The 14151-nt window shown below is 64.7% G+C and carries 11 protein-coding genes and 2 pseudogenes; 5 read left to right on the plus strand and 8 right to left on the minus strand.

Annotation, left to right across the window (positions count from 1 at the left end):
• Positions 1 to 55: 55 nt before the first annotated feature.
• The 5 genes from uvrA to R2676_RS24065 form a co-directional block, all read right to left on the minus strand.
• Positions 56 to 5905, minus strand: coding sequence for an excinuclease ABC subunit UvrA (gene uvrA, locus R2676_RS24045; protein ID WP_206274405.1), 5850 nt, complete (start codon positions 5903 to 5905; stop codon positions 56 to 58).
• Between the two features lie 244 nt (positions 5906 to 6149).
• Entirely contained in the window at positions 6150 to 7043 is an 894-nt protein-coding gene (locus R2676_RS24050; protein WP_206274406.1) for a class II glutamine amidotransferase, read from the minus strand.
• Between the two features lie 77 nt (positions 7044 to 7120).
• Positions 7121 to 8026: a mechanosensitive ion channel family protein gene (locus R2676_RS24055; RefSeq protein ID WP_206274407.1), complete on the minus strand. Its 906-nt coding sequence runs from the start codon at positions 8024 to 8026 to the stop codon at positions 7121 to 7123.
• Between the two features lie 319 nt (positions 8027 to 8345).
• On the minus strand, positions 8346 to 8801 hold the full coding sequence (locus tag R2676_RS24060) for a universal stress protein (RefSeq protein WP_027678951.1): 456 nt from the start codon (positions 8799 to 8801) through the stop codon (positions 8346 to 8348).
• Between the two features lie 182 nt (positions 8802 to 8983).
• Positions 8984 to 9166 (minus strand): YgaP family membrane protein, encoded by a 183-nt coding sequence (locus R2676_RS24065; RefSeq protein ID WP_206274408.1) that lies wholly within the window; start codon positions 9164 to 9166, stop codon positions 8984 to 8986.
• A 442-nt stretch (positions 9167 to 9608) separates the two neighbouring features.
• Between R2676_RS24065 and R2676_RS24070 the strand changes: the two genes are divergently transcribed.
• From R2676_RS24070 to R2676_RS24080, 3 genes and pseudogenes are all read left to right on the plus strand, one after another.
• Positions 9609 to 10109 (plus strand): universal stress protein, encoded by a 501-nt coding sequence (locus R2676_RS24070; protein ID WP_206274409.1) that lies wholly within the window; start codon positions 9609 to 9611, stop codon positions 10107 to 10109.
• A gap of 38 nt (positions 10110 to 10147) precedes the next feature.
• Positions 10148 to 10987 carry a universal stress protein gene (locus R2676_RS24075; RefSeq protein WP_206274410.1) on the plus strand — a complete coding sequence of 280 codons (840 nt, stop codon included), beginning with the start codon at positions 10148 to 10150 and terminating at the stop codon, positions 10985 to 10987.
• Between the two features lie 38 nt (positions 10988 to 11025).
• Positions 11026 to 11348, plus strand: a pseudogene (locus R2676_RS24080) (BON domain-containing protein); the annotation flags it as partial.
• On the opposite strand, the gene R2676_RS24085 reads toward R2676_RS24080, so the two are convergent.
• From R2676_RS24085 to R2676_RS24095, 3 genes and pseudogenes are all read right to left on the minus strand, one after another.
• Positions 11331 to 11966 (minus strand): phosphoribosyltransferase, encoded by a 636-nt coding sequence (locus tag R2676_RS24085; protein WP_206274411.1) that lies wholly within the window; start codon positions 11964 to 11966, stop codon positions 11331 to 11333. The pseudogene R2676_RS24080 and the gene R2676_RS24085 overlap by 18 nt on opposite strands.
• A 4-nt stretch (positions 11967 to 11970) precedes the next feature.
• A pseudogene (locus tag R2676_RS24090) lies at positions 11971 to 12093 on the minus strand (alpha/beta hydrolase); the annotation flags it as partial.
• A gap of 7 nt (positions 12094 to 12100) precedes the next feature.
• Positions 12101 to 12589 (minus strand): hypothetical protein, encoded by a 489-nt coding sequence (locus tag R2676_RS24095; RefSeq protein WP_206274412.1) that lies wholly within the window; start codon positions 12587 to 12589, stop codon positions 12101 to 12103.
• Between the two features lie 576 nt (positions 12590 to 13165).
• On the opposite strand from R2676_RS24095, the gene R2676_RS24100 reads away from it, so the two are divergent.
• Entirely contained in the window at positions 13166 to 13444 is a 279-nt protein-coding gene (locus tag R2676_RS24100) for a DUF1488 family protein (RefSeq protein ID WP_206274413.1), read from the plus strand.
• 328 nt (positions 13445 to 13772) lie between these two features.
• Positions 13773 to 14123 (plus strand): hypothetical protein, encoded by a 351-nt coding sequence (locus tag R2676_RS24105; RefSeq protein WP_206274414.1) that lies wholly within the window; start codon positions 13773 to 13775, stop codon positions 14121 to 14123.
• The last annotated feature ends 28 nt before the right edge of the window (positions 14124 to 14151 follow it).

Here is a 14151-nt window from a genome sequence, read left to right on the forward strand (position 1 = left end):
CGACGCGGCGGGCAGCGCCGGCGGTCTCCACCACGGTGAAGACCGCCGCGCCACGTCAGACCGTCGCGCCTTCCTTGCTCGGATCGACCTGCTTGCCGCGCGCCAGCACCGGCACCAATGCTGCGCCGGTATGGCTGGCGGCCACCCGCGTCAACGCCTCCGGCCCGCAAGCCGCGACGATCGTGCCGCCTTCGTCGCCGCCTTCGGGGCCGAGATCGAGAATCCAGTCCGCCTCGGCAATCACGTCTAGGTCGTGCTCGATCACGATCACGCTGTGGCCGCCGTCTGCCAGGCGATGCAGCACGCGGATCAGCTTGGCCACGTCGGCCATGTGCAGGCCCACGGTCGGCTCGTCCAAGACGTACAGCGTGTGGGGCGCCTTTTGGCCGCGGCGCGTCACGTCGTCGCGAACCTTGGACAACTCGGTGACAAGCTTGATGCGCTGCGCCTCGCCGCCGGACAGCGTGGGCGAGGGCTGGCCCAGCGTCAGGTAGCCGAGGCCGACGTCCTTCATCAACTGCAGCGGGTGGGCGATGCTGTTCATCGCACCGAAAAATTCGACCGCTTCGTCGATCTCCATGGTCAGCACATCGCCGATGTTCTTGCCGCGCCAGGTGACGGCCAGCGTTTCTGCATTGAAGCGCTGGCCGTGGCAGACGTCGCAGCCGACCTTCACGTCGGGCAGGAAGCTCATGGCGATGGTGCGCACGCCCTGGCCTTCACAGGCAGGGCAGCGGCCGTCGCCGGTGTTGAACGAGAAGCGCGACGCGGTGTAGCCGCGTGCGCGCGCCTCGAGCGTGTCGGCAAAGAGCTTGCGGATGGTGTCCCACACGCCGATGTACGTGGCGGGGCAGGAGCGCGGCGTCTTGCCGATCGGCGTCTGATCGACTTCCAGCACGCGGTCGATGGTTTCCCAGCCGGTGACGCTGTCGCAGCCGTGCCAGTCGTGTTTGACGTCGAGCTTGCGCGGCATCTTCGCCTCAGGCGTCTCAGCCTGCGCGGCCTTGCGTGCGCGGCGGGTGGCCGGCGAAGACAGCACCGAACGGCCGACCGCATCGAGCAGGTTTGTCATCAGCACATCGCGCGCCAGCGTCGATTTGCCCGAGCCTGACACCCCCGTAATCGCCACCAGACGCGACAGCGGCATCGTCGCGGTCACGTTGCGCAGGTTGTGCAGCTTGGCACCGTGCACCGTCAGCCATTGTTCCGGCACGGCTTGATTGCCGGCACGCGGCGCAATCACCTGGCGGCGCGGCTGCAGCGGGTGCTCGATCGGCTGCGACAGGAATCGGCCAGTCAGCGAATCCGGCTGCGCTGCCAGGTCTGCCACGCCGCCTTGCGCGACAAGCGTGCCGCCGCGCTTGCCGGCGCCCGGGCCGATATCGATGATGTGGTCGGCGCGGCGGATGGTGTCTTCATCGTGCTCGACCACCACCAGCGTGTTGCCCTTGTCGCCCAGCTTGCGCAATGCGTCCAGCAGGATCTGGTTGTCGCGTGGATGCAGGCCGATGGTCGGCTCGTCCAGCACGTAGCACACGCCTTGCAGGTTGCTGCCGAGCTGCGCGGCCAGGCGGATGCGCTGTGCCTCGCCGCCGGACAGGCTGGGCGCGGCGCGATCCAGGCTCAGGTAGCCCAGGCCGACTTCCTCCAGAAACGACAGGCGGCTGTGAATCTCGGCCACCACGTCGCGGGCGATGTCGGCGTCGCGCCCGGTCAGGTCCAGGCCCTCGACCCAGCGGCGGGTCTGGCTGACCGTCCACTGCGCAATGTCGACGATGGGCTTGTCGGCAAAGGTCACCGCGCGCGCCGTCGGGTTCAGGCGCGTGCCGTGGCAGTCCGGGCAGGGCAGGTCGGTCATGCCTTCCGGATCGACTTCCTCCGACGGCAGCGTCTGCTCGCGGCCGCGATCGTCACCGCCCAGGACGGTGTCGTCAAACGCGGCACGCTGCTCGCGCGTGAGCGCCAACCCGGTGCCGACGCAGCTCGGACACCAGCCGTGCTTGCTGTTGTACGAGAACATGCGCGGATCCAGCTCCGGGTAGCTGGTGCCGCAGGTCGAGCACGCCCGCTTGGTCGAAAACACCTTCACATTGCCGACATGCGCCGTACCGCCGTTGTGCATCGCGTGTTGCAGGCCATCGAGGGGCGCGAGCACGTGCATGATGCCCTTGCCGTATTCCAGCGCCTGCTCCAGCAGCGTACGCAGCGCGGCTTCGTTTTCCGGCGAGACAACGATGTCCCCCACCGGCAGTTCCAGCGTGTGCTCGCGGAAGCGGTCGAGGCGTGGCCACGGGTCGACGCTCAGAAATTCGCCATCGACGCGCAGATGCGTATAGCCGCGCGCCTTGGCCCATTTGGCCAAGTCGGTGTAGACGCCCTTGCGGTTCACGACCAGCGGCGCGAGCAGGCCGATGTGCTGGCCGCGATGGTCGCGCATGAGCTGTGCAAAGATCGCCTCCGGGCTTTGCGCCGACACGGGAGTGCCGTCGTGGATGCAGTGCTGCACGCCCAGCTTCACATACAGCAGGCGCAGGAAGTGCCACACCTCGGACGTCGTCGCCACCGTGCTCTTGCGGCCGCCGCGCGACAGGCGCTGCTCGATGGCCACGGTGGGCGGAATGCCGTACACGGCATCGACTTCCGGCCGCCCCGCGGGCTGCACGATGGAACGTGCATACGCATTGAGCGATTCAAGATAGCGACGCTGCCCTTCGTGGAAGAGGATGTCGAACGCCAGCGTCGACTTGCCCGAACCCGACACGCCCGTCACCACGTTGAACTTGCCGTGCGGAATATCGACGTTCAGGCCCTTGAGGTTGTGCTCGTGTGCGTGGACGATGCGCACGACGTTTTCGCCCTGGACTTCCGCCAGCGCAGCACGCTTGGCGCGACGGTCGGCCAGTGCTGTCTGCAGCGGCACGCCTTCGATGGCTTCCGGCTGGCCGACGCTGGCTTCGTATTGCTTGAGCGCGGCGCCGGTGTGCGATGCAGCGCAGTCTTTGACCTGCGCGGGCGTGCCGGCGCAGACCAGCAGGCCGCCGGCGTCGCCGCCTTCAGGGCCGAGGTCGATGATCCAATCTGCCGCACGCACCACGTCGAGGTTGTGTTCGATCACGATCAGCGAATGCCCGGCGTCGAGCAGTTTGCCGAACGCGCGCATCAGCTTGGCGATGTCGTCAAAGTGGAGGCCGGTGGTCGGCTCGTCGAACATGAACAGGCGGCCCGCATTGGCCGGCACGTCCTGCTTCACGCGCTTGCGGGCCGCCGCCTGGGCGGCCTGTGCGGCTTCGGCCAGGAAGCCTGCCAGCTTCAAGCGTTGCGCCTCGCCGCCGGAGAGCGTCGGCACGGGCTGGCCGAGCTTTACGTACTCCAGGCCAACGTCGACGATCGGTTGCAGCACGCGCAGCACGTCGGCGTCATCGGCGAACACGCTGGCGGCTTCGCTCACCGTCAGTTCCAGCACATCGGCCACCGACAATGCGCGGCCGCCACGCGGCAGCTTCACCTCCAGGATTTCGGCGCGATAGCGCGTGCCGTCGCAATCCGGGCAGCGCAGGTAGATGTCGGACAGGAACTGCATCTCGACGTGCTCGAAGCCCGAGCCGCCGCAGGTCGGGCAACGGCCGTCGCCCGAGTTGAAGCTGAACGTGCCGGCCGTGTAGCCGCGCTGCAGCGCCATGGGCGCCTTGGCGAACAGCTTGCGGATTTCATCGAACGCGCCAACGTAGCTGGCCGGGTTCGAACGCGCGGTCTTGCCGATCGGGGACTGGTCCACAAACACCACGTCGCTGATCTGATCGGCGCCGCGCAACGCGCGGAATGCGCCGGGCGATTCGGTTGCCTTGCCAAAGTGCCGCGCCAGCGCGGGGTGCAGCACGTCCTGGATCAACGTCGATTTGCCCGAGCCAGACACGCCGGTCACGCACACCAGGCGCTGCAGCGGAATCTCGACCGTGACATCGCGCAGGTTGTGTTCCGACGCGCCTTCCAGCACCAGGCGCGGCGTGGCGTCATTGACGGGCCGTGCTTGCCAGTCCGTCGCATCGGCCACGCGGCGCTGGCCCGACAGATACGCGCCCGTGAGTGTGTCCGCCTGGCGGATCGACGCCGGTGTGCCGTCGAAGACGATGTTGCCGCCGCGCTCTCCGGGGCCGGGGCCCATGTCGATCAGGCGGTCGGCTGCCAGCATCACCGAAGGGTCGTGCTCGACCACCACCAGCGTGTTGCCGGCGTCGCGCAGGCGCTGCATGGCTTGGACAATCCGATCCAGGTCGCGCGGGTGCAGGCCGATGCTGGGTTCGTCCAGCACGAACAGCGTGTTGACGAGCGATGTGCCCAGCGCCGTCGTCAGGTTGATCCGCTGCACTTCGCCGCCCGACAGCGTGCGGCTCTGGCGGTCGAGCGTGAGATAGCCGATGCCGACGTCGCACAGATAGGCCAGGCGCGTGCGCACCTCGTCCAGCAGCAGCTTGAGCGCATCGTCGAGCAGCGTGGACGGCAGCGTCAGTTCATCGAAGAAGCGGCGGATGCGCTCGATCGGCAGCAGCATCAGGTCGTGCACGGTCAGCCCGGGCAAGGCTTCGAGCTGGGCGCGGCTCCAGGCGACGCCGCGCGGCATGAAGCGGTGTTCGGGCGCGAGCACGGCGTCGGCGTTTTCCTTGGTGCCGAGGCGCCATTGCATCGATTCGGTTTTCAGTCGTGCACCGCCGCAGGTTTCGCAGGTCGTGTAGCTGCGGTACTTGGAGAGCAGCACGCGGATGTGCATCTTGTACGCCTTCGACTCCAGGTAGTCGAAGAAGCGGCGCACGCCGTACCACTGCTTGTTCCAGCCGCCGCGTTTGAAAGCCGGGTCGCCATTGATGACCCAGTTGCGCTGGGCTTCGGTCATCTCCGCCCACGGCGTGCCGCGCGGGATGTCGGCTGCGGCGGCGTAGCGCATCAGGTCGTCCTGGCATTCCTTCCAGGCCGGCGTCTGCATCGGCTTGATGGCGCCGTCGCGCAGGGTCTTGCGCTCGTCCGGAATCACCAGCCCCAGATCGACGCCGATCACGCGGCCGAAACCGCGGCAGGCATCGCACGCGCCGTAGGCGGAATTGAACGAGAAGAGCGCCGGCTGCGGGTCTGCGTAGCGCAGGTCGCTTTCGGGGCAGTGCAGGCCGGTGGAAAAGCGCCAGATCGTGGGCTCCGCGCCCTCATCGGCCGGCAAGACGTACACGCTGACGCGTCCGCCGCCGCGCTTGAGCGATGACTCGATGGCCTCCAGCGCGCGGGCACGCTCTGTGCCCTGCAGGCGGAAGCGGTCCGCAACCACGTCCAGCAGCTTGCGCTTGCCCGTGGACGATTCGACCACGCGTTCGGCCTGCACGCGCGTATAGCCGCTGACCGACAGCCACTGCGTGACTTCTTCGGGGCTCGTATTGGCGGGCAGCTCCACGGGAAACGTCACCACCAGGCGCGGATCGCCCTCGCGCGTGCGCGAAAGCAGCTCGTCGTAGATGGTTTCCGGCGTGTCGTGGCGCACCGGAAGCGCGGTTTCGCGGTCGAACAGCTGCGCGGCGCGCGCAAACAGCAGCTTCAGGTGATCGTTCAGTTCCGTCATCGTGCCGACCGTCGAGCGCGAACTGCGCACGGGGTTGGTCTGGTCGATGGCGATGGCGGGCGGCACGCCTTCGACGTGCTCGACCTGTGGCCGGTCCATGCGGTCGAGGAACTGGCGCGCGTAGGCGCTGAAAGTCTCGACGTAGCGGCGCTGGCCTTCGGCGTAGAGCGTGTCGAAAACGAGGCTGGACTTGCCGGACCCCGACGGGCCGGTCACGACGGTCATTTCGCCCGTGCGCAGGTCCAGATCGAGGTTTTTGAGATTGTGCTGACGGGCTCCGCGCAGGCGAATGACACCGGAGGACATGGAGGGCGTTCCTTGGAGCTTGGAGGTAAGGGGGAATGCCGGCGCGGGTGAACCTATGGCAGCTGCGTCGGCAATCAGAATTCGAGCCGTAAACTGTAGCGGATTATGAAGATCCGGTTCGTCTACGAAACGGGTCGCGGGCGGGAGCGTAACGCAGGGCTCCTGACAGCGTTTTGTCAGGAGGTTTCAGCGGAGCAGGAAAAAAGAGTGGGGTGACGTTTGTATCACCCCTGCGGCTGGGTGGTCAGCCGACCTCGCGCCCGTAGGAAGCCTGGTTGGCTGGCAGGTCGAAGCCCGTGGGGCCGGGCTTGCGCGGCACAAAACGGTGGTGCTCGACCACGCCGCCCTTGACGATGACGACGGTCTCTTCGGGGATCTCGGCCCAAGCGCCGGGCAGGTCGACAAGCGGTTCGGACAGCACAAGGAAGGCGTCGTCGCCCGCGTCTTCAATCGCGGCACTGTCAGGATAGAGCTGGTGCAGGTGCTTGAAAGACGTGCTGTGGAAAAGCGAGCGCGATTCCCCCTCGCTGGAATAGCGCGCTGCCACGATCTGGACGCCGTCCGTTGCGCAGACCGTCATGTTCAGTGGGTATTCGACGCCATGGCGGCGGCCGATGTCTTCGATCAGCCCGACCATCTGTTCCAGGGCGCCGCGCGGGTCGCGGTCGAGCCCGAACGACAGCGCCAGGAAAAACATGATCTCGGAGTCGGTCGAGCCCTCGATCCAGCGGAACAGCTCCGGCGCCACTTCCATCATCAGCGCGCGGCGCAGCATCGGGTATTCGCGGATGAGCCCGTTGTGCGCAAAAAGCCACCGGCCGTAGCGGAACGGATGGCAGTTGGTCTCCTGCGCCGGGGTGTCGGTGGCCGCACGCACGTGGGCGATGAACATCGACGAGCGGATGGCGCGAGCGGCTTCACGCAGGTTGGTGTCGTTCCACGCGGGATGCAGGCAGCGGTAGCGGAAGGGCACTTCAGAGTAGCGGCCGTACCAGCCGATACCGAAGCCGTCACCGTTGGTGGTCGTCTCGCCGCCAAGGCGGGAGCGCAGACTCTGGTCGATCAACGAGTGCCGCGGCCGGAACAGCACTGTCTCCATTTGAATGGGATTGCCTGAATACGCCAGCCAGCGACACATGATGCATTGCCTATAGAGATGCCTTGAAAGGTGAGTCTATGCAATGCGTTTGCGAATGCACAAGAAAATCCCAACCCTTATCGGGCGAGGGTCTCGACGGATTTGCGGCCTTGACGGTCCTGTCCGTCATCCATTTCCGGTGCGGCGTCACGGACGATATGTAGCTCGCGAATCCGCACAGGCACGGCACAGCGGGCCTCTGCGAGGGTGGCGCGGACTTGCTGGGCGAGCATCCAACGCATGTCCCAGAAGTGTTCGGTTCGGGCCCAGACCCGCAAGTTCAGCACGGCAACACTGTCGTCAAAACGCATCACCATGGCCAGCGGTGCCGGGTCTGCCAGCACCATCGGCTCGTTGGCAGCCAGCGCTTTGAGCGCCTCAAGGGCACGTGGAATATCGTCTTGCAGCGAGACCTCGGTCTCCAGATCCAGCCGGCGGGTCGGGTTGCGCGTGTAGTTGCGCACGGAGTGACTCCACAGCGCGCTGTTCGGCACGTATTCGCAGATGCCGTCGGGCTTGGTCAGGCGCGTCATGAACAGGCTGACCTCTTCCACCGTGCCGGCAACCTCACCGCCGCCGCCATCGATGTAGTCGCCCACCCGGAAGGGCCGTAGCGCGAGCAGCATGATGCCAGCCGCAATGTTCTGCAGCGTGCCCTGCAGCGCCAGCCCGATGGCAAGGCCCGCCGCGCCCAGTACGGCAATGATGCTGGCCGTTTCAATGCCCAGCCGGGACAGCGCCCCGACAATGGCGAGAATCCGGATGCCCCAGACGGCGATGTCGCAGAGGATGGGCGTGAGTGTGGCGTCGACGCGGGTCTGGCCGCTGGTCAGCCGGTTGAGCCACCGGCCGATGCGTTTGGAGATCCACCAGCCGAGAAACAGGATGAGCATCGCCGCGCACAGGCTGACGGCGAGGCGGCTGAAGGCGTCCCAGATGAAGTTCAGGCGTTCGGGATGAAGGTGCGAGAGAAAGTCTTCCATGGTCGAGTGTATCTGGGCGGGCAGGATTCTGGAGTGATGCGCTCCGCACGCCTGTCGCAGGCCGCAGTATTGGTGGGCAGGCTCGCGGGCAATGGCCCCAAGCCGATGCATCGACCACTGGGATGAGGATTTGGCTGCGTTTTGGAACCGAAAGTAACAAACGCGCCTTGGTCAAATTGACGCAGAAGGAGGCGGCGTCGGTTTGGACCCGGATGGAAGGGCCGAGTGCACTCAGGTGCGCAAGCGCTTTGAGCAAGACTTTGCCGCCCGCCGATTAGCTCGGACGGGCGGCGTCAGACGATCGGGAAAGGCTGTGGCCTTACTCCTCGACCTCGCTGCGCACCATCAACACCGGCTTGTTGGTCTTGCGCACCACGCCTTCAGCCACGCTGCCGAGCACCAGATGCTTGAGCCCGCGCCGGCCGTGGGTGCCGAGCACGATCAGGTCCGTCGCCGTCTCGTTGGCCTCCGCGACGATCGTTGCGGAGATCTGCCCCGGCGCGATGGATTTTTCGAGCAGCTTGGTCGAATGCTTGACGCCCGCCGCGTCGAGCTTCTTCGAGACCTCGGCAAGCGTGTCGCGGCCGTAGTTGACGACCTGCTTGGCGTAGGCAATCGAGTCCGCGCCGACCATGTCGAAGGTGATGTCGCTGCTATCGGCAACGAAGAGGGCTTCGACCTCCGCGCCCGTCGCCTTGCTGACCACAATGGCCTGGTGCAGCGCGAGGTAGGACGCGTGGCTGCCGTCGATGGCGAGCAGGATTCGCTGATACATGGTGGTCTCCAAGGCGTTGCGCAGTCGGGCACCGCGTGTAAACAGCGTAGACAGCGTGGCGGCGGGGCTGTTGATGCGCGTCAAAGGTCTTGCGTCACCACCTGCAGGACGGCCATGGCCGCGCGCATCCGGGAACATCACGGCTCCGTTGCGGCGCGGCGGCATGCTGGTTTGTCGCCTAGTCAATCCCGCCCAATGCCCAGCACCCAATAGAGCGGGCACATGCGGATCAACCCGGTGGCCAGAGGGATCAACCCCACCCAGCCCACCCATGCGGGAACCTTGTCAAAAAACGCCAGCAGGATCATGGCGAGGCCGATCAAGATGCGGACGGCACGGTCCGCGGTTCCAACATTGGTGAACATGGCAGCGCTCCTGGAAGCGGTGGAAAGACGATTTAGAGAATCAGATTGGGCGGCACATGAAACGGCGGTTCGCTGCAATCGCAGTTCCGTTGCAGCCAGCGTCGCGGTTGCCCGGATCCGGACGATGCGGTGGGAGCAAAATCTCGTCGACCCTCATGCTGAACTCGATGCGCGTAGGTTTTCACTATAAGAACGGGCCGGTGTCAGAAGTTGATCCCGCACAAGGTGCCGTGAGCTTTCTGTGACTGCCTTAGATGGACAGCCGTTAGCGGACGAGTCTATCGAGCGGTGCGCCCGACTCATTGAGGCAGATCAAGTGCCATTGGCGGCCGATCTGGCGAGCCAAACGCTGATGTAAATCAAGGGGCGATCCGCCGGGTGGTCCAACATGGAATTCAGCAACCCCGCATGGGGCAGACGACGGATTCGATGGAGGCACATCATGTACGACAGGATTCTGGTAGCGGTGGACGGCAGCCCTACCGCAGATCGGGCGCTGGACGAGGCTATCCAGCTTGCCCAAAAGCTCGGCTCCGAACTGGTCATCGCGCACATCATCGACAACTCGTATCTGATGTACGACGTCGGCTATGTCGATGTGGGCGCCTTTACCGAAGCGTTGGTCAAACAGGGCAACCAAATCGTGGCCGACGCGCGTGCCAAGGCCGAGAAGGCCGGTGTGCATGTCCACAGCGTGGTGGTCGACGATCCCATCGGAACCTTCGATATCGGCACGGCCATTGAACAGGCTGCCCACAACGTCGGTGCTCAAGCCCTGGTGCTGGGCACGCATGGGCGACGCGGCTTTCGCCGGCTGTTCCTGGGCAGCGTTGCCGAGAGCGTTGTGCGCATGAGCACACTGCCTGTGCTGCTGGTTCGTGCGGTGCCGACAGAAACACGGCGTGCAGCGACAGAACCGCTGAGCAATGCCGTCATCGCCTAGCTCGCGGCCCCTCTCTGACACGACACCGGAATCTGACCATGACCTACACCAGCGTGATGGTGCATCTGGACCGCAGCGAACGCGCCATGCACCGCCTCAACCTTGCGGCCCAGTATGCGCGGGCACACAACGCCAAACTTGTCGGCATCTATGCGAGCTTTGCGCCCAGCGTCAGTTGGTTCTACATGATGGAAAACGCTGCACGTTATCTGGAGGAAGACCGAATCCGGCGCGACAGCATCCGCGATGCCGTGCACGCGCGCTTTCGCCTGGCGACCGAAGGGCTTCCGGTGGAAACCGAGTGGCGCGCAGTGGAGGGCGACCCCGTGGCGCTCGTGCTGCGCGAAGCGCGGGAAGCCGACCTCCTGGTGGTCGGACAACGAAACCACGATGAACCCGACGAATTTGTCGCCGGCGACTTTGTGGAAACGCTGATCCTGGAGTCGGGCCGCCCGGTGCTGGTTGTGCCGTACGCCGGCGATTTCACGACATTGCCCAAGCGCGTTCTGGTGGCCTGGAGCGGTGGTCGCGAATCGGCCCGGGCGTTGCACGACGCCATGCCCATCATGGCAGGCGCGAACGCGCACGTGCTGCAGATCACCAGCACCCAGCCGAAGCACTGGGCCGAAGAAACCACCGTGGGGCAGGTTGCGCGTGCGCTGAACGCGCGCGGCATTCATGCCACGGTGGAAGAGACCGATTGCGCAGATTCCGACACCGCCATCGGCGAGTTGCTGCTCTCGCGAGCGGCCGACTTCAACGCCGACCTGATCGTCATGGGCGCCTACGGGCATAGCCGCCTGCGTGAACTCGTGCTCGGCGGGGTGACGCGCACGCTGCTCAAGACGATGACCGTGCCGGTGCTGATGTCGCACTGACTGAGTCTGGGGGCCGATCGGACATCAGGAGATCACGAATGAAGAACGATATCCAGCTCAAGCACGATGTCGAAGAAGAACTGCAGTGGGATCCGGCAGTGGATGCCAGCAGCTTTGCAGTGAAAGCCAAGGACGGCGTCGTCACACTTTCTGGCAGCGTCGATACGTTTGCAGACAAGCACGCGGCGGAAGAGGCTGTCCGGCGGGTTGGCGGTGTGCGGATCCCGTCGAAAACGGAGCCTTGACGCTGCGCGGTGAAGTTGACCAGGGCTTCCAGCGCCGCGCCCCTGACTACCGATCCGGGCGCAGTTGTCGCGTGGAGTCATGGGCAGCCTGCCTGGCGTTAGGTTTGCGGAGCGGCGCCGAGCGCTGCACGCACCTCCGCCTCTTCGACCTGAGGAAAGTCGGCGTAATACATACCGACCGCGTGGAAACCCATCGGCGCGTAAAGGCAGACGACTTCATCGGCCAGCGGGCGGATGTCCTCCAAACTGTCCGGCGCTGCCACGGGCACCGCGCAGATGAGGCACTGCGGATGCCGCTGCCGAATGGCGTGGAGTGCAGCCTTCATGGAAGCCCCGGTTGCCAGCCCATCGTCGACCACGATCACAATGCGTCCCTCCACGCCATACGGGCCGCGGTTCGGGGTATAGAGCGCGCGGCGCCGGCGGATCACATCCATCTGCTCGGTGCTTTCCTGTTCGAGGTAGGTCGTATCTGCGCCAATGCGCGCTGCATACGGAGCGATGTAGGTCCAACCACCTTCTTCCACGGAGCCGACGGCCAGTTCGGGGTTGAACGGCGCGCCCAGCTTGCGAACCAGCACCACATCCAGCTGACCGTCGAGCGAAGTTGCGATGAGCGCGCCCATAGGTACTGCCCCCCGTGGAATGGCGAGCACCAAGGGGTGCAGGCCCCTGTACTTTTCCAGTGCCTGCGCCAGCATGCGGGCTGCATCCAGTCGATCCTTGAATCGCACGACGCTACCTCACATGTGGCGGGGGTTGGATGGTTGCGCACAGATGGCGTACAAACCATGCGCGCGCCAAGCCGGCAACGTGTTCAAGTACGCCGGCTTCTTCAAACAGGTGTGTTGCGCCGGGCACCGGTCGATCAGGCAGCCTGTTCCGCCTTTGCCTTTGCGGTACGTGCCAGTCCCGTCTTCTTGGCTTCGGAGGCGGGCAGGGCCATGAGGTTAAAGCTGTCAAAGAAGGCCTTCAACGAATCGGACGATGCGGCGAACAACTGAGACGAAGAGGTTTGCCCTTCCGGCTGCTGCATCTGCTGCGTCCACTCGGTCAGCCGACGCAAATAGGCGGCCTGCAGCTTGTTCGTAAACTCGGCCCACGTCTTCAGCGCCGTCGCACTGTGACTCGACTGCATCTTCATGAAGAGGCTTTGCGCAGACGCCAGCGATGTCCAGTCATGCGTTCCGCTCAGTTCATGTTCGAGTTGACGCACATCTTCCAACGCCGCTTCGGCCAGCTTCAGCCGGAAGTGAGCCAAGTCGATTTGCGATTCGAGCATGAAACTGGCGGTGCGGCTTATATCGCGCATGGCGGCACTCGCCAGATTGCAGGCCATATCGGGTGGTTGTTGCATGTCGATCTCCGGTGGTGTCTTCGCAAACAGGTGAACGCGTGCGACGAATGCAGAATCCATCTGCAGCGTAGACCCTCAACAGTTCGGCGCGTTGATATAGCGCAAACCGGGCGGCGCGTGCCAAGCGCCATCGCTGTCACGCGTTCTTTCAAGGTAGTTGATTGCCCGGTGGGCGGTGCTAAATCGCAGATTGGCAGACGCGCACGCGAAGCGCCTCGCCGGATATGTGCCCGCGCTTTCACGTTCAGTGTCCGCATCTGCGAATCCGCCTTTGATGCGTTGCGCTCGCCGCGCGCCGGGCGCGAACCGGTGCGACGGCCACCATGCGGCCCCGTTGATCTACGGCAAGGCGCTCCAGCACCGTCGTGCCACGATGATTCTGGTGGTCCTGAATTTCTGGGCCAATCTCAGGAGGCAGTCATGAGTCAGTTCAAGCGTTATGACGCGTTCGCCATTGAGCCAGTTGGCGACATGGACCAGGGGCAAGGTCGACGCGACATACGAGAACGGGCTGCTGCCCAAAAAGGAAGCGTCGCCGCCGCAGGGCGTGACGATTCGGTATATCTGGAGGCCATCATGAAACAGATCCGGTTCCTGCCTGACGACCCGACCTACTGCGCAGCAGGGGCGCGTCTGCACTGCCGCGCATCGGTCGATGGCGCCTGCGCAAGCTACGCCATCACGGCGGAGGCACTCGAAGACCATTTCGGCGCGCGGTCCTGCCGGTCGGACGATCTGCTCACTGCATTCCAGGTGCACCGCGGCGATATCGAAGAAGTCGCACGCCTGCTGTTCGAGCAAACGGGGTCGAAGGAGATCACGCTTCACAGCGGGCACTTCCGCTTTGCAGGCTGACGCGCCTCTCATGAGCGCCGTCAAAAAAGGAGGTTCCCGCGATGACGTTGCTGAGCGGCGCCTTGCTGCCACGCGAAGCCTGTTACCTCCCCCCCCTGTGACCGTGTCATTTTTACCGTCGCCTGTACGCCACGTTTGTACACAACGCATGTATTTAGATAAATACATTTGAACTCGGCGCTGATACATTGGTTTTGAGAGCTCGCTCTCCCCACGGTCTTGAAGGCGGTCCACCTCTCTCCGGACCGCCTTTATTTTTTTCTGTGGGACGGTGCCTGGGCAGGAAAATTGCGCATCTGGAGGTATGTCATGCAGATTCACGCCAACCATGCCTTTTGCACGGGACAGCCGATCGAGCCCTGCCGGCGCCATCAACGCGCGGTCGTCCGACCGTTTTCTCGAATGCGCCCAGGAATGTGAGCGCCTGGCGTTGTCCGCGCGCGTGCCGCCCCGCATCGCCGCCGTCGCGCGCGAGTGCAGCCATTTCTGCTACATGGCCGCCGCACTGCCGGGTGTCGAAACCGAGCATTCCTCGTACTTCATCTATCGCAGTTGCATGGAGCACTGCGCGGGCTTGGCGTTCGCCTGTGCCGGCCTGAGCGGAGCAGCGCAGTGTGCCGAACTGTGCTGTGAGTGCGAGGCGCTTTGCCATGAACGCTGTGGCCGCGCGGTTTTGTGAAACCCGGTGCCGTCTGCATGGGACGCCC

Origin of the sequence: Ralstonia flatus (assembly GCF_958439105.1) — a bacterium.
Lineage (GTDB): Bacteria > Pseudomonadota > Gammaproteobacteria > Burkholderiales > Burkholderiaceae > Ralstonia > Ralstonia flatus.

Excerpts from the sequence above, each read along its gene's own strand:
- R2676_RS24100 (WP_206274413.1), top strand. The coding sequence starts at position 13,166 with ATGAAACAGATCCGGTTCCTGCCTGACGACCCGACCTACTGCGCAGCA.
- R2676_RS24105 (WP_206274414.1), top strand. The coding sequence starts at position 13,773 with ATGCCTTTTGCACGGGACAGCCGATCGAGCCCTGCCGGCGCCATCAAC.
- R2676_RS24095 (WP_206274412.1), bottom strand. The coding sequence starts at position 12,589 with ATGCAACAACCACCCGATATGGCCTGCAATCTGGCGAGTGCCGCCATG.
- R2676_RS24060 (WP_027678951.1), bottom strand. The coding sequence starts at position 8,801 with ATGTATCAGCGAATCCTGCTCGCCATCGACGGCAGCCACGCGTCCTAC.
- R2676_RS24050 (WP_206274406.1), bottom strand. The coding sequence starts at position 7,043 with ATGTGTCGCTGGCTGGCGTATTCAGGCAATCCCATTCAAATGGAGACA.
- R2676_RS24075 (WP_206274410.1), top strand. The coding sequence starts at position 10,148 with ATGACCTACACCAGCGTGATGGTGCATCTGGACCGCAGCGAACGCGCC.
- R2676_RS24070 (WP_206274409.1), top strand. The coding sequence starts at position 9,609 with ATGTACGACAGGATTCTGGTAGCGGTGGACGGCAGCCCTACCGCAGAT.
- uvrA (WP_206274405.1), bottom strand. The coding sequence starts at position 5,905 with ATGTCCTCCGGTGTCATTCGCCTGCGCGGAGCCCGTCAGCACAATCTC.
- R2676_RS24065 (WP_206274408.1), bottom strand. The coding sequence starts at position 9,166 with ATGTTCACCAATGTTGGAACCGCGGACCGTGCCGTCCGCATCTTGATC.
- R2676_RS24055 (WP_206274407.1), bottom strand. The coding sequence starts at position 8,026 with ATGGAAGACTTTCTCTCGCACCTTCATCCCGAACGCCTGAACTTCATC.